General features: G+C 65.5%; 14 protein-coding genes. 13 read left to right on the forward strand and 1 reads right to left on the reverse strand.

Annotation, left to right across the window (positions count from 1 at the left end; translation table 11 throughout):
* The first annotated feature begins 5 nt into the window (after positions 1 to 5).
* The 3 genes from modA to YH64_RS19410 are packed head-to-tail and all read left to right on the forward strand — an operon-like array spanning position 6 to position 2,156.
* Complete coding sequence (gene modA, locus YH64_RS19400) at positions 6 to 764, forward strand: molybdate ABC transporter substrate-binding protein (RefSeq protein ID WP_046805425.1); 759 nt, start codon at positions 6 to 8, stop codon at positions 762 to 764.
* Between the two features lie 22 nt (positions 765 to 786).
* Positions 787 to 1,473 carry a molybdate ABC transporter permease subunit gene (gene modB / locus YH64_RS19405; protein WP_046805424.1) on the forward strand — a complete coding sequence of 229 codons (687 nt, stop codon included), beginning with the start codon at positions 787 to 789 and terminating at the stop codon, positions 1,471 to 1,473.
* A complete protein-coding gene (locus YH64_RS19410) occupies positions 1,470 to 2,156 on the forward strand; it encodes an ATP-binding cassette domain-containing protein (protein WP_046805423.1) in 687 nt (228 codons plus the stop codon). The genes modB and YH64_RS19410 overlap by 4 nt, the downstream gene beginning before the upstream one ends.
* Positions 2,157 to 2,244: 88 nt before the next feature.
* On the opposite strand, the gene YH64_RS19415 is transcribed toward YH64_RS19410, so the two are convergent.
* Positions 2,245 to 3,039 carry a TOBE domain-containing protein gene (locus YH64_RS19415; protein ID WP_046805422.1) on the reverse strand — a complete coding sequence of 265 codons (795 nt, stop codon included), beginning with the start codon at positions 3,037 to 3,039 and terminating at the stop codon, positions 2,245 to 2,247.
* A 220-nt stretch (positions 3,040 to 3,259) separates the two neighbouring features.
* On the opposite strand from YH64_RS19415, the gene YH64_RS19420 reads away from it, so the two are divergent.
* The 10 genes from YH64_RS19420 to uvrC all read left to right on the forward strand — a co-directional run bounded on the left by YH64_RS19420 (position 3,260) and on the right by uvrC (position 16,033).
* Positions 3,260 to 3,856, forward strand: coding sequence for a DUF4136 domain-containing protein (locus tag YH64_RS19420; protein WP_370512764.1), 597 nt, complete (start codon positions 3,260 to 3,262; stop codon positions 3,854 to 3,856).
* Positions 3,857 to 3,870: 14 nt separating this feature from the next.
* Positions 3,871 to 5,067 (forward strand): patatin-like phospholipase family protein, encoded by a 1,197-nt coding sequence (locus tag YH64_RS19425; RefSeq protein WP_046805420.1) that lies wholly within the window; start codon positions 3,871 to 3,873, stop codon positions 5,065 to 5,067.
* 155 nt (positions 5,068 to 5,222) lie between these two features.
* On the forward strand, positions 5,223 to 5,624 hold the full coding sequence (locus tag YH64_RS19430) for a winged helix-turn-helix domain-containing protein (RefSeq protein ID WP_046805419.1): 402 nt from the start codon (positions 5,223 to 5,225) through the stop codon (positions 5,622 to 5,624).
* A 164-nt stretch (positions 5,625 to 5,788) separates the two neighbouring features.
* Positions 5,789 to 7,048: an efflux RND transporter periplasmic adaptor subunit gene (locus YH64_RS19435; RefSeq protein ID WP_046805418.1), complete on the forward strand. Its 1,260-nt coding sequence runs from the start codon at positions 5,789 to 5,791 to the stop codon at positions 7,046 to 7,048.
* Between the two features lie 64 nt (positions 7,049 to 7,112).
* The gene (locus YH64_RS19440) at positions 7,113 to 10,343 is read left to right on the forward strand and encodes an efflux RND transporter permease subunit (RefSeq protein ID WP_046805417.1); all 3,231 of its coding nucleotides are present in this window, start codon (positions 7,113 to 7,115) and stop codon (positions 10,341 to 10,343) included.
* Positions 10,340 to 11,857 (forward strand): efflux transporter outer membrane subunit, encoded by a 1,518-nt coding sequence (locus tag YH64_RS19445; RefSeq protein WP_046805416.1) that lies wholly within the window; start codon positions 10,340 to 10,342, stop codon positions 11,855 to 11,857. Before YH64_RS19440 ends, YH64_RS19445 begins: the two co-directional genes overlap by 4 nt.
* Positions 11,854 to 12,594 carry a pyridoxine 5'-phosphate synthase gene (locus YH64_RS19450; protein WP_046805415.1) on the forward strand — a complete coding sequence of 247 codons (741 nt, stop codon included), beginning with the start codon at positions 11,854 to 11,856 and terminating at the stop codon, positions 12,592 to 12,594. Before YH64_RS19445 ends, YH64_RS19450 begins: the two co-directional genes overlap by 4 nt.
* An 84-nt stretch (positions 12,595 to 12,678) precedes the next feature.
* Positions 12,679 to 13,110: a holo-ACP synthase gene (acpS, locus tag YH64_RS19455; RefSeq protein WP_046805459.1), complete on the forward strand. Its 432-nt coding sequence runs from the start codon at positions 12,679 to 12,681 to the stop codon at positions 13,108 to 13,110.
* A gap of 72 nt (positions 13,111 to 13,182) precedes the next feature.
* Positions 13,183 to 14,241 carry a beta-N-acetylhexosaminidase gene (gene nagZ, locus YH64_RS19460; protein WP_046805414.1) on the forward strand — a complete coding sequence of 353 codons (1,059 nt, stop codon included), beginning with the start codon at positions 13,183 to 13,185 and terminating at the stop codon, positions 14,239 to 14,241.
* Positions 14,204 to 16,033 (forward strand): excinuclease ABC subunit UvrC, encoded by a 1,830-nt coding sequence (gene uvrC / locus YH64_RS19465; protein ID WP_046805413.1) that lies wholly within the window; start codon positions 14,204 to 14,206, stop codon positions 16,031 to 16,033. The genes nagZ and uvrC overlap by 38 nt, the downstream gene beginning before the upstream one ends.
* The last annotated feature ends 33 nt before the right edge of the window (positions 16,034 to 16,066 follow it).

A 16,066-nucleotide genomic window follows, 5' to 3' on the forward strand; every position in this document is an offset into this window, starting at 1 on the left:
AGACCATGTCTTGCAAACGTCCGATGCTGGCGCTGACGCTGGCGATTTCCGCGCTGTGGGGGGCAGGCGCCCAGGCCGCCGATCTGGTCGTGTCCGCCGCGGCCAGCCTGACCAATGCGTTCAAGGATGTGGCGCAAGGCTATGAAAAGGAACACCCCGGCACCCATGTCGTGCTGAATTTCGGCGCGTCCGACGTGCTGTTGCAGCAGATTGTGAAGGGCGCTCCCGCCGATGTGTTCGCGTCAGCGGACCAAAAGGCGATGGACAAGGCGGTGGAGGAAAAGGCCGTGCGGCGCGATTCGCGCGTGGACTTCGCCGCCAATCAGATCGTGCTGATCGTGCCGGCGGACAGCAAGGCCAACATCACGTCGCTGAACGACCTGACGCGCGCGGACGTCAAGCGCATCGCCTACGGCAACCCGGCGTCGGTGCCGGTGGGGCGCTACACGCAGGGCGCGCTGGAAGCGGCCGGCTTGTGGACCGCCGTGCAGGCCAAGAGCGTGCTGGCGCAGAACGTGCGCCAAAGCCTGGACTATGTCTCGCGCGGCGAGGTCGATGCCGGCTTCGTGTTCGCCACGGACGCCGCCATCATGCCCGACAAGGTCAAGGTGGCGCTGCGCGTACCGTCGCAAACGCCCGTCACCTATCCCATTGCGGTGACCGCGCGCGAGGCCGCTGCCCAGGAAGCCCAGCGTTTCGTGGCCTATGTGCTGTCGCCCGCCGGGCAGGCCATCCTGGCGCGCTACGGCTTTCAACAGCCCTGACCCTGGGTGATGGCGGTTGCCGATGACTGATCCCGTCTGGGTCCCGCTGCTGCTGTCGCTGAAGGTGGCGGGCTGGGCCACGCTGCTGGCGACGCTGGCCGGCACCGCCGCGGCCTATGGGCTGTCGCGCTGGCGCTGGCCGGGGCGCGATGTGCTGGACGCGCTGCTGACCTTGCCGCTGGTGCTGCCTCCCACCGTCCTGGGCTATTACCTGCTGGTATTGCTGGGCCGTCGCGGCATCATCGGCGAAACGCTGGCCAAGTGGAATATCGAACTGGTCTTCACCTGGCAGGGCGCGGTGATTGCCGCGTCCATCGTGGCGTTTCCGCTGGTGTTCAAGTCGGCGCGGGCGGCGTTCGACAACGTGGACGCGCAGCTTGAAAACGCGGCCCGGGTGTTGGGCGTGGGCGAAATCGGCGTGTTTTTCCGCGTGACGCTTCCCTTGGCGGCGCGCAGCATCCTGGCCGGCGTGCTGTTGGCTTTTGCCCGTGCCCTGGGCGAATTCGGCGCCACGCTGATGATCGCGGGCAATCTGCCGGGCCGTACCCAGACGCTGTCGGTGGCCATCTACGAAGCGGTGCAGGCGGGCGATGACCGTACCGCCAACCTATTGGTGCTGGTCACGTCCATCACCTGCGTGGTGGTGCTGGTGGTGGCGGGCAAGCTGGTGCCCAAGGGCGCCCGGGCCCGCGACGGAGGCAGCCGATGAGCGTCAGCATCCAGGTGCAAAAACGCATGGTGTCGGGCGACCGGCATTTTGAGCTGGACGCCGCCTTCACGTCGTCGTCCAAGCGCATTGCCTTGTTCGGGCCATCGGGCGCGGGCAAGAGCCTGACGCTGCGCGCCGTGGCGGGGCTGCTGCGTCCGGATGCCGGGCGCATCGAGATCAATGGGCGCGTGCTGTTCGATGCGCAGGCGGGCGTGTGCCTGCCCGCCCGTTCGCGGCGGGTGGCGTATCTGTTCCAGGACTACGCGCTGTTTCCGCATCTGACAGTGGCCCAGAACATCGCGTTCGGGTTGCGGCGCGGCTGGCGCAATCCGCCCCGGCGCCAAGTGCTGCCCGAGGCGCGGCGCTGGGTGGATGCGTTCGAACTGGGCGCCATCGTCGGCAGCTATCCCGGCGAGATCTCCGGCGGGCAGAAGCAGCGCGTGGCGCTAGCTCGGGCGCTGATGCTGCAACCGGACATCCTGCTGCTGGACGAACCCTTTTCAGCGCTGGATTCGCAACTGCGCGGCCGCATGCGCCAGGAATTGAATGCCTTGCAGCGTCAACTGGATGTGCCGATGCTGCTGATCACGCACGACCCCGCCGATGTCGACGCGCTGGCCGACGAGGTCTTCGAAGTGCGCGAAGGCAGGGTGGGCCGCCGCCGGGATGACGTGGGCGTGTAGGCGGAGTGCGGGGAAAGGCGCAGGGAATGGCGCAGGGATTGGCGCAGGGAATGGCGCAGGAACAATGCAGGGCGGAGTGGACCGCGCTTCAGTCCAGCACGCCCAGGATTACGCTGGAAGCCTTGAAGATGGCCACGGCCGGCGCGCCCGTTTCCAGCCCGAGCTCTTGCGCGCTGTCGTTGGTCACGATGGCCACCAGCGTGGCGCCGCCTTCCATGCCGATCAGTATTTCGCTGTTGACCGCGCCGGGGCGGATAGCCGTGATGTGGCCTTGCAGCTGGTTGCGCGCCGATAGCCGCAAGCCGGGGCCCGGCGCGCCCACAATGACGGTCGACGCCTTCACCAGCGCAATCGCTTCCTTGCCCGGCGCCAGGCCAAGTTCGGCGGTGCTGTCGCGGGTGATGGTGGCGGTGATGAGGTGGCCGCCCGCGATGCGCAGCTGCACTTCGTCGTTCACGGCGCCGGTGCGGATGTCGGTCACGGTGCCCAGGAACTTGTTGCGTGCGCTGGTCTTCAACATGAAGCGCCTCATCAGGTCGATGTCGCCGCTGGCGTCCAGGCCGGCGCGCGTCAGGTTGTCCATGAACTTCTGGTGTTCGGCCTCGAGCGCGCGAAACGTCATGATGAGGCGGCGCGCGCGGTCGGTCAGTTGCGTGCCGCCACCGCCTTTGCCGCCCGCCGCCCGCAGCACCAGGGGTTCGCCCGCCAGGTTGTTCATGGCGTCGATGGCGTCCCAGGCGCCCTTGTAGCTCATGCCCACGGCGCGCGCGGCGGCCGTGATCGAGCCGGTGGCGTCGATTTGCGCCAGCAGGTCTATGCGGTTTCTTCCGCCCCAGGTCTGGGCGCCGGAACGAAACCAGATCGAGCCGTCAAGTTCCAACATGGGCAGGGGGTACGGTTCAGGGGTTGGGTCGGGGTCAAGGTCAAAAGCGAGCCAAGAGTGTAATGGACAATGTCCAAACTACGTGGCGCGACCTGGCGGCCGATCAGCCGCGACAGGGCAGAAGCCGGCACGTGATGCGAATGAGATTCTGTTGAAAGTTTACGGGCTTCGCGGCACTATGGCGTGGCCCAGTGCTCTTGGAGACATCGACATGAAAGCGATTCAAGCGGTGAAATGGTTGGCGGCGGGTTCCGTGACTGGCTTGCTCGCGGCTTGCGCCTCGGGGCCCACGATCAAAGGCGATTACGATCATCAAGCCAATTTCGCGCAGTATCAGACCTTCGGTTTCATGAGCCCCCTGGGCACCGACAAAGCCGGCTACAGCAGCCTGCTGACCGAGCGCCTGAAGGACGCCACGCGCGGCCAGATGGAAATGCGGGGCTACACCTACACCCCGTCCAATCCCGACCTTCTGGTCAACTTCAGCGCCAAGCTCCAGCAAAAAACCCAAGTCACGCCCGCGGCGCCGCCCATGGGCCCGTACTATGGCTATCGCTCCGGCTTTTACGGCGGTTGGCCCGGCTACGGCTGGGGCGACGACGTGTACCAATACACCGAAGGCACGCTGAACATCGACCTGGTGGACGCGCGCCGCAAGCAACTGGTGTGGGAGGGCGTGGCCGTGGGCGAAGTGCAGAATCCCGACAGCGCCAACACGCCGCAGAACGTGGACAAGGCCGTGGCGCAGATCTTCGCCAAGTATCCGTTCCGCGCCGGCGTGGCCGCGCCGCAGTTGCCGGACAAAAGCAAACCCTGACCCGAGGTAGCCGCATGACCGCTCGTCGCAACGCCCCATCCCAAGACACCGGCGATACGCCACCCTACGAAACCGTCGCGCTGGTGTTGCAAGGGGGCGGGGCGCTGGGGTCCTATCAGGCAGGCGTCTACCAGGGCTTGCACGAGGCGGGCATCCGGCCCAACTGGATATCCGGCATTTCTATCGGGTCGATCAACGCGGCCATCATCGCGGGCTCTCGCGAAGACGAGCGGGTAGATCGCCTGCGCGGTTTCTGGGAAGCCATCTGCCGGCCTGCCGGCTTTGCCTCGGTGCCCTGGGGCGACACGCTGGCGGGCATGTTCGAAGGCATTCCGTTTGGCTTCGGGTCGCCTGCCATGAACGGCCAGCTGTCTGCCTTCCAGGCGCTGTTCTCGGGCCAGCCCGGTTTTTTCAAACCGCGTTTTCCGCCGCCTTACTGGGCCAGCGGCCGGGGCGCGGCCTCGACCAGTTTCTACGACACCACGCCGCTGGCCGCCACGTTGCGCCAGTTTGTGGACTTTGACGTGCTTAACAGTGGGGCGGTGCGCGCCAGCTTCGGCGTGGTCAATGTGCAGTCGGGCAACTTCGCTTATTTCGACAGCCTGAAAGACACGCTGCGGCCCGAGCACATCATGGCGTCCGGCGCCTTGCCACCGGGCTTTCCGTCGGTGGAAATCGATGGCGAACACTATTGGGATGGCGGTGTCGTGTCCAACACGCCGCTGGCGCAGGTGCTGACCACCGACAACATGCGCGACACGCTGGCCTTCCAGGTAGACCTGTGGCCCGCGCGGGGGGCGCTGCCGACGTCGCTGGAAGAGGTGGCCGAACGGCAGAAAGACATCCAGTATTCCAGCCGCACGCGCCTGGTCACCGACCAGCTGCGGCGCGTGCTGAAGTTGCGCCACGGATTGCAGCGCTTGCTTGAGCGCATGCCCGAGTCCGAGCGCAATGCCCCGGATCTGGCCGACATCCGCAAGCTGTCGCATACGCCGGCCACCAACATCATCAACCTGATCTACGAATCCAAGCACCGGGAACGCTATTCCAAGGACTATGAATTCGGCACCGAGGCCATGCGCGAACACTGGGAATCCGGCTTGGCGGATATCCGCCAGACGCTAGCCAAGCCCGGCATTCTGGCCCGCCCGACCGAAGACAGTTGCTTCGTGACTCACGATATCCACCGCAACGGCAAGCACCCTTCATAAGCATTTGCATAGGACTGGTCTGATATTCAGGCCAAACCCGTATCAAGAGCGCGTCATCAGGCCGTAACGCCGGTAGTCTCCCAGAACCACCAGCAACCCAGTTCCGGGAGCCGGCCGCGCCGCCGTTGGCCAAGCCGCCCCGGTGGAGACATGTGATGACTGCTTTCGATGCTCTTGCCCCCCATGGTCCGCAACCGCCGGATACCGCCCGACTGCCCCACGCCGACGAGCCGACGTTCTCAAGCGGCGATCAGGTCGACGGTTGGTGGAGCCTGCTTTACCGAGGGTGGACATTGTTGGCACCCAGCGGCGCGCGTATCGACCTGACCGAAATCGAACGTGCGTGCTTTTTGTGCCTGCTGCGCAACCCCAATCGCGAACTGCTGCGCCAAGAGCTGATGGCCACGCGCGCCAGCACCAATCTGCGCACGTTGAATGTGGCAATTTGCCGACTGCGCAGCAAAGTTCTGCGCGCGGGAATCCGCTTGCCGCTGCATACTGTGCACGGCGTGGGCTATGTATTCCTGGGCAATCTCCGAGAGCTTTCCACTCTCTGAGGCTGTTGCGCAGTGTCTCTCCCGCGCATCGTTTGAGCGGCTGAAAATACGTGTAATCCCCAATAACTGAGTTACATTATTGGGCTATTCACGTGCCATGACTGACGTTAGGCATTATCTGATCGCTTTGTTGGTTCGGTTCACTACGCTACGCGGGGGTTTCAATGCGGTTTTCGCCTAAACGTGTTTCAGGTCTGGCAGTTTCCGGTGGCATCCTCGCGCTGATATTGGCCGGGTGCGGCGAGAAGCCCCAGATGAACCCTGGCATGCCTCAAGTCAGCGTCATCACCGTACAGCCGGAGCGCGCGCCCATCGTCTCCGAACTGCCCGGCCGCGTGGATGCCGTGCGCGATGCCCAGATCCGCTCGCGCGTGACCGGCATCGTGCAGAAGATCACCTTCGAGCAAGGTGGCGACGTCAAGGAAAACCAACTGCTGTTCAAGATCGATCCGGCGCCGTACAAGGCCGCCTACGATCAGGCGACGGCGCAGCTGAAGCAGGCACAGGCGAATCTGTTCAGCGCCAAGCTGCTGGCCGACCGCTACGCGCCGCTGGTCAAGGCCAACGCCGTCAGCAAGCAGGAATACGACAACGCGGTGGCCTCGTTCCGCCAGGCCGACGCCGCGGTCGCCGCCGCCAAGGCCGCGCAGGACAACGCCAAGATCAATCTGGGTTACACCGACGTCACCTCGCCCATCACGGGCCGCATCGGCAAGCCGCTGGTGACCGAGGGCGCGCTGGTGGAATCTACGTCGGCAACGCAGATGGCCACCGTGCAGCAGCTGGACCCGGTCTACGTGGACTTCACCCAGTCCACCGCCGAACTGGCCACGCTGCGCCGCGCGTTTGCCAGCGGCCAGTTGCAGCAGGTGGGTAAAGACACCGCGCGCGCCACGGTCGTGCTGGAAGACGGTTCGGAATACCAGCACGCGGGCAAGCTGCTGTTCACCGGCATCACCGTGGACCCGTCCACGGGCCAGGTGAACCTGCGCGCCGAAGTGCCCAACCCCGACGGCATCCTGTTGCCCGGCATGTACGTGCGGGTGCGGCTGGAGCAGGGCGTTGACGACAAGGCGCTGGTCGTGCCGCAGCAGGCGCTGCAACGCACCGCCGACGGGTCGCAAAGCCTGATGCTGGTCAAGGACAACAAGATTCAGCAGTTGCCCGTCACGACCGGCGGCGCCATCAAGAACAACTGGCTGATCACCAGCGGCCTGAAGGCCGGCGACGTGGTCGTGGTTGAAGGCTTCCAGAAGATCCGTCCAGGGGCGCCCGTGCAGGTCAGCCAATGGACCAAGAACGGGGCCGCCGCCAAAGACGGCCAGGCGCCGGCGCAGCCCGGCGCCAAGCCGGCCGCACCGGCCGATCCGTCCAAGCCCGCCGAGCCCGCAACGCAGGACAAGGCCGCAGGCCAGAAATCTTAAGCGGCACGCGGCGCAAAGGCGCCGCGTTCCCCTTTGGTGAGCATCGCTTTCAGAGTCAGCCCACATGCCGCAATTTTTCATTGATCGACCAATTTTTGCCTGGGTAGTTGCCCTGTTCATCTTGCTGGCCGGGGTGTTGGCCATCCCGAACATGCCGGTGGCGCAGTACCCGGACGTGGCCCCGCCGGCCATCACCATCACCGCCACGTACCCGGGCGCGTCCGCCAAGGAAGTGGCGGAATCAGTCACCAGCATCATCGAAGACAAGCTCAACGGTGCCAAGGGCCTGATCTACTACGAGTCGGTCAGCGATTCGTACGGCACCGCCACCATCACCGCCACCTTCGCCCCGGGCACCAACCCCGACCTGGCGCAGGTTGACGTGCAAAACCGCGTATCGAACGTGATCGCGCAGTTGCCGTCGGCCGTGCAGCAGCAGGGCCTGCAATACGAGCAGACCAGTACCGGCTTCCTGATGATCGTGACGCTGTCGTCCAACGACGGCTCGCTGGATCAGACGGCGCTGGCCGACTACATCACGCGCAACGTGCAGAACCCGGTGTCGCGGGTGGCCGGCGTGGGCCAGTTCCAGCTGTTCGCCGCGCCGCGCGCCATGCGTATCTGGGTGGACCCCAACAAGCTGGTGGGCTTCAACCTGAGCATGAACGACGTCAATCAGGCGATTGCCGCGCAGAACGTGCTGATCTCCGGTGGCAGCATCGGGTCGCCGCCCAACCCGGAATCGCAACGCATCACGGCCACCGTCACGGCCAACGGGCAGCTGAGCACGGTGGAAGGCTTCGGCAAGATTGTGCTGCGCGCCAATACCGATGGCTCCAAGGTGCTGCTGCGTGACGTCGCGCGCGTGGAAGTGGGCGCCGACAACTACCAGTTCGGTGCCCGCCTGAACGGCAAGCCCACCGCTGCCTTCGCCATTGTGCTGTCGCCGGACGCCAACGCGCTGGCCACGGCCCAGGGCGTGCGCCAGCAGATGGAAGAGCTGTCCAAGTACTTCCCGGGCAACATCCAGTACGCCATCCCCTACGACACCGCGCCTTACGTCAAGGTGTCGATCGAGCAGGTGCTGCATACCCTGGTCGAAGCCATGGTGCTGGTGTTCCTGGTGATGTACCTGTTCCTGCAGAACGTGCGCTACACGCTGATTCCGGCGCTGGTGGTGCCGGTGGCCATGCTGGGCTCGTTCGCGGTGATGCTGGGGCTGGGTTTTTCCATCAACGTATTGACGATGTTCGCGATGGTGCTTGCCATCGGGATTCTGGTGGACGACGCCATTGTGGTGGTCGAAAACGTTGAACGCATCATGGCCACCGAAGGCCTGCCGCCCAAGGAAGCCACCAAGAAAGCCATGCCGCAGATCAGCGGCGCCATCATCGGCATCACGCTGGTGCTGGTCACGGTGTTCCTGCCGCTGGCCTTCATGAGCGGGTCCGTGGGCGTGATCTACCGGCAGTTCTCGGTGGCCATGGCCGTGTCGATCTTCTTCTCGGCCTTGCTGGCGCTGACCTTCACGCCCGCCTTGTGCGCCACCATTCTCAAGCCGGTGCCCAAGGGCCACCACAACGAGAAGAAGGGCTTTTTCGGCTGGTTCAACCGCAAGTTCGACGCCACCACGCACGGCTATCAGAACTGGGTGTCGCGCATTCTGCACAAGGGCGGCCGCATGATGCTGGCCTTCCTGGTGCTGGTGTTGCTGCTGGGCTGGTTGTACCTGCGCCTGCCGTCCTCGTTCCTGCCCGAAGAAGACCAGGGCTACGTGATCAGCAACATCGAGCTGCCCACGGGCGCCAGCGCCAACCGCACGGTTGAAGTGATCGAACAGGTCGAGGAATATTTCCGCAATGTCCCGGCCGTTGAAAACATCATCACCGTGCAGGGCTACAGCTTTAACGGTAACGGGCTGAACGCCGCTATCGCGTTCACCACCCTGAAAGACTTCAAGGACCGCAAGGACAAGCAGGACTCCGCGGGCGCCATCGCGTTCAATGCCTTCCAGAAGCAGTTGATGGGCATCCACGATGCGCAGGTGTTCACGTTGGTGCCGCCGGCTATTTCGTCGTTGGGTAACGCCACCGGCTTCGACCTGCGCTTGCAGGATCGTGGGTCGGGTGGGTCCGAGGCCTTGGCCGCGGCCACCGGCCAGCTGATGGGCATGGCAATGAAGAGCCCGGTGCTGTCGCAGGTGCGCATCACCGGTCTGGCGGCCGGTACGCAGCTGACGCTGAACGTTGACCGCGACAAGGCCGCGGCCTTGGGCGTGGACTTCAACGAAGCGGCGTCGTTGATCTCGACGGCGGTGGGTTCGGCTTACCTCAGCAAGTTCCCCAACATGGGCCGGATGCAGAACATCTGGGTCCAGGCGGACGCGCCGTATCGCATGCAGCTGTCCGACGTGTTGCAACTGAACGCGCGCAACGCCCAGGGCGGCATGGTGCCGCTGTCCACCTTCGTGTCGGCCGAGTGGGTGCAAGGGCCGGTGCAGGTGGTGCGCTACAACAGCTACGAATCCATGCGTATCGGCGGCAGCGCCGCGCCGGGTTACACCACCGGCCAGGCCATGGAAGAAATGCAGAACCTGGTCGCGCAGCTGCCGCAAGGCTTCGGCTACGAATGGACGGGCCTGTCCTACCAGGAACGGCAAGCGGGCAACCAGGCGCCGATCCTGATGGGCCTGTCGCTGTTGATCGTGTTCCTGGTGTTGGCCGCGCTGTATGAAAGCTGGGCCATCCCGCTGTCGGTCATGCTGGTGGTGCCGCTGGGCATGCTGGGCGCCGTGGCGCTGGTCAGCGCGCTGGGCATGTCCAACGACGTGTACTTCCAGGTGGGCATGGTGACCGTGATCGGCTTGGCGGCCAAGAACGCCATTCTGATCGTGGAGTTCGCCAAGGACCAGTACGCGCGGGGCATGGGGCTGTACGAATCCGCCGTGGAAGCGGCCCGATTGCGGTTCCGGCCCATTCTGATGACGTCGCTGGCGTTCATCCTGGGCGTGGTGCCGCTGGCCATGGCCACCGGCGCGGGCGCCGCCAGCCAGCGCGCGGTCGGCTTGGGCGTGCTGGGCGGCATGTTGGCCGCCACGCCGTTCGCCGTGATCTTCGTGCCGACCTTCTTCGTGGTGGTGCTGGGTCTGTTCAAGACCCGCCCGCGCCTGTTGGGCGCCGAACTGAAGGCCTGGGAAGAAGAGCAGGCGGCCAAGAAGGCAGCCGGCGACTCGCCCGACGCAGACGCGGGATACACCCCCGTTCAACCCAATGGTGGCCCGGAGGGCAAGGCATGAAAGCCCTGATGATCAAGCAATCCGCCTTGTCCGCCTTCGTGGCGGTGGCGTTGGCCGGCTGCTCGCTGGCGCCCGACTACCAGCGTCCCGACGCCCCGGTCACGGGCGCCTGGCCCGATCAGCCCAAGGTGCAATACGGCGGCTACAACAATCCCACGTCGTTGGGCACGCAGCCGGCCTCAGCCGTTGTGCCCGAGGCCGGCACGCCGGCCGCCGACCTGGGTTGGCGCGAATTCTTCCGCGATCCTCGCCTGCAAAGTCTGATTTCGCTGGCGCTGGTCAATAACCGCGACCTGCGCGTGGCCGTACAGCGCGTGGAAGAAGCGCGCGCCCAATACGGCGTTCAACGCGGGGCGCAATGGCCCAGCATCGGCGCCGGCATCCAGGGCCAGCGCCAGCATCTGCCGGCCAACATGCGCGCGGGCGGGCCGGATTCCAGTTCGATTTCCAGTTCGTACCAGGCCGGTATCGGGCTGACCACCTTCGAAATCGATCTGTTCGGCCGTTTGCGCAACCTGTCCGAAGCGGCGTATCAGCAGTACCTGTCGACCGAGCAAGCGCAGAAAACCGTCCAGATCACGCTGGTCGGCTCCGTCGCGCAGTCGTATTTCAACTATCGCGCGGCCGAGGTCCAGCTGGATTTGACGCAACGCACGCTGGCCTCGCGCCAGGAATCCTATGACCTGGTCAAGCGCCGTTTCGACGGCGGCGTGGCCTCGGAACTGGATCTGAACCAGTCCAAGTCCTTGCTGGACACGGCGTCGTCCGACCTGGCGCAACTGGCGCGTGCCCGTGCCCAGGCCTTGAACGCCCTGGTGCTGCTGGTGGGCGCGCCGCTGCCCGCCGACCTGCCGCCGGCCGCGCCGTTTGGGCGCGACCAGTTGCTGGCCACGGTGCCGTCCGGCCTGCCGTCCGATCTGCTGGAACGTCGCCCCGACATCCTGGCCGCCGAAAACCAGCTGCTATCGGCCAACGCCAACATCGGCGCAGCGCGCGCCGCATTCTTCCCGACCATTTCGTTAACGGGGCTGTTGGGCGTTGCCAGCCCGTCGCTGGGCGATCTGTTCAAGGGCGGGCAGGGCTACTGGAGTTTCTCGCCGTCCATCACCACGCCGCTGTTCGCGGGCGGCAGCATCCGCGAAGGGCTGAATCTGGCCAAGGCGCGCGACAATATCGCCGTGGCGCAGTACGAGCAGACCATCCAGCAGGCGTTCCGGGAAGTGTCAGACGCGCTGGCGGGCGAAGCCACGTACGGGGCGCAGCTGGACGCGCAGCGCGCGTTGCAGGAATCGTCCTCGCGCACGCTTGAACTGTCGAATTTGCGCTATACCAATGGCATCGACAGCTACCTGCAAGTGCAGACCGCGCAGGTGGACTTCTTCAATGCCCAGCTTTCGCTGGTGCAAACCGGTTTGGCCGCGCTGATCAACCGTGTCGAGCTCTACAAGGCATTGGGCGGCGGCTGGGAAGAAACCACGAAAGAACCGACCAAAGTGACGACGACCGCTCAATGATAGAACTTGGTGTAAATATCGATCACGTTGCCACGTTGCGGCAACAACGCCATACGGTATACCCGGACCCGGTGGCCGCCGCGCTGCGCGCCGAAGACGCCGGCGCCGACCTCATCACGCTGCATCTGCGTGAAGACCGGCGCCATATCCAGGATGCGGACGTCTACGCCATCCGTCCGCAGCTGCGCACGCGCATGAACCTGGAATGCGCAATTACCGCCGAAATGCTGGAGATTGCCTGCGCCGTCAAACCCAACGACGTCTGCCTGGTGCCTGAAAAGCGCACCGAACTGACCACCGAAGGTGGTCTGGAAGTGGCCGGCGCCATGGGCGCGGTGACGGATGCGGTGGGCTTGCTGACCCAGGCCGGCATCCGGGTGTCGTTGTTCATCGACGCAGACCCGGTGCAGATCGCGGCGGCGGCCAAGGCCGGCGCCACGGTGATCGAACTGCACACCGGCGCCTACGCCGAAGCCGAAGGGGAAGCCCGCGCGGCAGAATTGCAACGCATCCGCGTGGCGGTCACCGAAGGCTTGCGCCATGGCCTGCGCGTGAACGCCGGCCACGGCCTGCACCTGGGCAACGTCGCCCCGGTGGCGGCCATCGACGGTATTTCCGAACTGAACATTGGCCACGCCATCGTGGCGCAGGCGGTGTTCGATGGCTGGGAAAAGGCCGTGCGCGATATGAAGGCGGTGATGGTGCAAGCCCGGCTCAAGGCCCTGCGCGGCCTGTGATCGCAGGCCGGATCGCAGGGATACGCACGACGCTTGCCCCGCCGCTGTTTTTGCCGCTGTTTTTGCCGTTTTTGGTTGACGCCCATGTCTGAATCCCCCAAAGCCCCGTTGCCCGCAGGCGCCATTGCCGGCATCGGCATGGACTTGTTGCGCATCGACCGCATCGAACGCGCGCTGGAACGGCACGGCGACCGCTTTGCCGAAAAAATCCTGGGCGCCGAGGAATTGCTGAAATTCCACGCGCGCCGCGCCCGCGACCCGGTGCGCGGCATCCGCTTTCTGGCCACCCGCTTTGCCGCCAAGGAAGCGTTTTCCAAGGCGATCGGGCTGGGCATGCGCATGCCCATGACCTGGCGACGCGTGCAGACCTTGAACGCGCCGGGCGGGCGCCCGGTGCTGGTCATCGCCCCTGAATTGCTGGACTGGTATGGCCAGCGCTTCGGCGCCGCGCACGTATCCATTACCGACGAATCCGACATGGCCGCTGCCTACGTGGTGGTCGAACGCAAGCCGTAGGCGCGAGCCCGGCCCCGGCTTCGGCCGTGGCCCCGCGCCCGCCGCTTGCCCCACAGATATAAGGACAGCCTCATGGCCAAGAAAAAATCCAAGGTGGTCCTGCCTCCCGGCCCCGTGATGGTCGACGTGGCGGGCACCTCGCTTACCAAAGAAGAAAAGACGCGTCTGCGCCATCCGCTGGTGGGCGGCGTGATTCTGTTCGCCCGCAACTTCGAAAGCCGCAAGCAGCTGACCCGTCTGACGCGCCAGATCCACAAGGCCCGCAAGGAACCGCTGCTGATCCTGGTGGACCACGAGGGGGGCCGCGTGCAGCGCTTCCGCGAAGACGGCTTCACCGTCTTGCCGGCCATGCGCGACCTGGGCACGCTATGGGACCGCGACCCCTTGCAGGCCATGCGCCTGGCCACGGAAGCCGGCTATGTGCTGGCCGCCGAGCTGCGCGCCTGCGGCGTGGACATGAGCTTCACCCCCGTGCTGGACCTGGACTACGGCGTCAGCAAGGTGATCGGCAACCGCGCCTTCCATTCGGACCCGCGCGTGGTCACGATGCTGTCGCGCGCCCTGATCCAGGGCCTGTCGCTGGCGGGCATGTCCGCCTGCGGCAAGCATTTCCCCGGGCATGGTTATGTGCAAGCCGATTCGCACCACGAGATCCCCGTGGACCCGCGCAAGCTGGACGACATCCTCAATGACGACGCCGCCCCGTACGCGTGGCTGGGCGACGCCGTGCTGCCGTCCGTGATGCCCGCGCACGTGATCTACCCCAAGGTCGACAAGCACCCGGCCGGCTTTTCCAAAAAGTGGGTGCAGGACATCCTGCGCGAGCGCCTGGGCTATGACGGCGTGGTCTTCTCGGACGACCTGACGATGGAAGGCGCCTCGGTCGCAGGTGATATCCTGGCCCGTGCCAACGCCGCGCTCAACGCTGGTTGCGACATGGTGTTGGTGTGCAACCGCCCGGACCTGGCCGACGACCTGCTGTCGCGACTGACGTTCGAGCATGCGCCCGAATCGGTCGAACGCATCCGCCGCCTGATGCCGCGTTTTGATGCGCCCGACTGGGATACCTTGCAGGCCGAAAGCCGTTATCAGAATGCCCGACGACTTCAATCTCAAATCGTTCCTGGCTGACCTGCCGCATCTGCCGGGTGTCTACCGACACCTGGATGCGGCCGGTGAAGTCATGTATGTCGGCAAGGCGCGCGACCTGAAAAAGCGCGTCTCGTCGTATTTCCAGAAGAACCTGGCCAGCCCGCGCATTGCCCAGATGGTGGCGAAGGTGGCGCGGCTGGAGGTCACGGTGACGCGCTCGGAAGCCGAAGCGCTGATCCTGGAAAACAACCTCATCAAGAGCCTGAAGCCGCGTTACAACATCCTGTTTCGCGACGACAAGTCCTACCCGTACCTGCTGATCACCGGCCACGAATGGCCGCGCATTGCCTACTACCGGGGCGCGACGAACAAGCGCGGCCAGTACTTCGGGCCGTTCCCCAACGCCTGGGCCGTGCGCGAAACCATCCAGATCCTGCAAAAGGTGTTCCGCCTGCGCACCTGTGAAGACACCGTCTTCGCCAACCGCTCGCGGCCCTGTCTGCTGCATCAGATCGGGCGCTGTTCGGCGCCTTGCGTAGGCGCGATCGACGCCGAGGAATACCAGCGCGACGTGCAGCGCGCCGTGCGCTTTCTGAACGGCGAGGCCAAAGACGTCATGGGCGAAATCGAAACGCGCATGCAGCAGGCAGCGGGCGAGCTGCGCTTTGAGGAAGCCGCCGCCTTGCGCGACCAGATGGGTTCGCTGGCGCGCGTGCTGCATCAGCAGACCATGGAAAACACCAGCGGCGAAGACACCGACATCATTGCGGTGGCCGTGGCGGGCGGCAAGGTCTGCGTGAACCTGGCGATGGTGCGCGGCGGCCGCCACCTGGGCGACAAGCCGTTCTTTCCGACGCACGCCGAAGGCGAGGCCGCGCCGCAGGTGCTGGAGGCCTTCATCGCCCAGCACTACACCGACAACGCCATGCCGCCCGTGCTGGTCTGTTCGCACGCCTTGCCCGACCCGGAACTGATCAACCTGCTGATCGAGCAGGCCGGTGGGCGCCCGTCGCGCATGCTGACGCGGCCCCAGGGCGCGCGGCGATCCTGGCTGGAACAGGCGGGCAAGAATGCCGAGATGGCCCTGGCGCGCGCACTGACCGAATCTGGCGCTCGCGCCGGTCGCACACTGGCGCTGGCCGAGGCGCTGGACCTGGACACCGACGAGGCCGCGCTGGATGCGCTGCGCATTGAATGTTTCGACATCAGCCATACGGCGGGCGAGGCCACCCAGGCGTCCTGCGTGGTGTTCGAACACCACGACATGCAGCCGTCGCTATACCGCCGTTACAACATTGCCGGCATCACCCCGGGTGACGATTACGCGGCGATGCGCCAGGTGCTGACGCGCCGGTTCGCCAAGGTGGCCGATGGCGAAGCCCCCATGCCCGGGCTGGTGCTGATCGACGGCGGCAAGGGCCAGGTCGAAGTGGCGCGCAAGGTGTTCGCGGAATTGGGGCTGGATATCCAGACGCTGGTGGGTGTGGCCAAGGGGGAAGGGCGCAAGGTCGGCCTGGAAACCCTGGTGTTTGCCGACGAGCGGCCGCCCGTGGCGCTGGGCGGTGAGTCCGCCGCGCTGATGCTGATCGCCCAGGTGCGCGACGAGGCGCACCGCTTTGCCATTACCGGCATGCGCGCGCGCCGCGCCAAGACGCGCAACGTGTCGCGGCTGGAAGAGATCGAGGGCGTGGGCGCCCGGCGGCGGCAGCGACTGCTGGCCCGGTTTGGCGGGTTTTCGGGGGTGGCGTCCGCCAGCATCGAGGACCTGGCGTCGGTGGACGGGATTTCGCAGGACCTGGCGGAACGCATCTACGAGGCGCTGCGTGGGTAGGGGCGGCCCAACCCACGGCCATCCCTCGGCCAA

Source organism: Achromobacter sp. LC458 (genome assembly GCF_001005835.2).
Lineage (GTDB): Bacteria > Pseudomonadota > Gammaproteobacteria > Burkholderiales > Burkholderiaceae_B > Achromobacter > Achromobacter spanius_B.

Bases quoted from the DNA above. Each gene is read 5' to 3' on its own strand.
- YH64_RS19430 (WP_046805419.1), top strand. From the start codon at position 5,223: ATGACTGCTTTCGATGCTCTTGCCCCCCATGGTCCGCAACCGCCGGAT.
- modB (WP_046805424.1), top strand. From the start codon at position 787: ATGACTGATCCCGTCTGGGTCCCGCTGCTGCTGTCGCTGAAGGTGGCG.
- YH64_RS19435 (WP_046805418.1), top strand. From the start codon at position 5,789: ATGCGGTTTTCGCCTAAACGTGTTTCAGGTCTGGCAGTTTCCGGTGGC.
- YH64_RS19450 (WP_046805415.1), top strand. From the start codon at position 11,854: ATGATAGAACTTGGTGTAAATATCGATCACGTTGCCACGTTGCGGCAA.
- YH64_RS19425 (WP_046805420.1), top strand. From the start codon at position 3,871: ATGACCGCTCGTCGCAACGCCCCATCCCAAGACACCGGCGATACGCCA.
- YH64_RS19440 (WP_046805417.1), top strand. From the start codon at position 7,113: ATGCCGCAATTTTTCATTGATCGACCAATTTTTGCCTGGGTAGTTGCC.
- modA (WP_046805425.1), top strand. From the start codon at position 6: ATGTCTTGCAAACGTCCGATGCTGGCGCTGACGCTGGCGATTTCCGCG.
- YH64_RS19410 (WP_046805423.1), top strand. From the start codon at position 1,470: ATGAGCGTCAGCATCCAGGTGCAAAAACGCATGGTGTCGGGCGACCGG.
- YH64_RS19445 (WP_046805416.1), top strand. From the start codon at position 10,340: ATGAAAGCCCTGATGATCAAGCAATCCGCCTTGTCCGCCTTCGTGGCG.
- uvrC (WP_046805413.1), top strand. From the start codon at position 14,204: ATGCCCGACGACTTCAATCTCAAATCGTTCCTGGCTGACCTGCCGCAT.
- nagZ (WP_046805414.1), top strand. From the start codon at position 13,183: ATGGCCAAGAAAAAATCCAAGGTGGTCCTGCCTCCCGGCCCCGTGATG.
- acpS (WP_046805459.1), top strand. From the start codon at position 12,679: ATGTCTGAATCCCCCAAAGCCCCGTTGCCCGCAGGCGCCATTGCCGGC.
- YH64_RS19415 (WP_046805422.1), bottom strand. From the start codon at position 3,039: ATGTTGGAACTTGACGGCTCGATCTGGTTTCGTTCCGGCGCCCAGACC.